This is a genomic window from Stappia sp. BW2, assembly GCF_008107695.1.
In the GTDB taxonomy this organism is placed as follows: Bacteria; Pseudomonadota; Alphaproteobacteria; order Rhizobiales; family Stappiaceae; genus Roseibium.
The window spans coordinates 1-393 of record NZ_VIRG01000005.1; the positions used below are offsets into that span (position 1 = coordinate 1).

Consider the following 393-nt stretch of genomic DNA (forward strand, 5'->3'; position numbering starts at 1 on the left):
CCCGGGAGGCGATCGCCTTCCGCCGCCTCCTCCACGGACATCCGGAGCTGGACCTGCACCTGCCCCGCACCCAGGCCGCCGTCCTCGAGCGGCTCGAGGCCCTGCGCGCTGAGGCGGGGGAGGATGCCGCCACCGGTCGCCCCGCGCTGGAGACGAGCGTGGGCCGGGCGCTGAGCTCCGTCGTCGTGGTGTTGCGCGGCGGGGCCCCGCTGCCGGAGGGGGCCCGGCGGCCGGTCGTGCTGCTGCGGGGGGACATGGACGCCCTGCCCGTCACGGAGGAGACCGGGCTGGAGTACGCCCCCGCCGTGCCGGGCACCATGCACGCCTGCGGCCACGACCTGCACACCGCCGGCCTCTACGGCGCGCTGGCGTGGCTGGTGCGCCGTCGCGGGG

1 protein-coding gene is annotated in these 393 nt (G+C 78.4%); it reads left to right on the forward strand.

Features of this window, described 5'->3' with window-relative positions; genetic code table 11:
- A partial coding sequence (locus tag FMN63_RS29770) for a M20/M25/M40 family metallo-hydrolase (protein WP_286192506.1) occupies nt 1-393 on the forward strand: 393 nt, incomplete at both ends.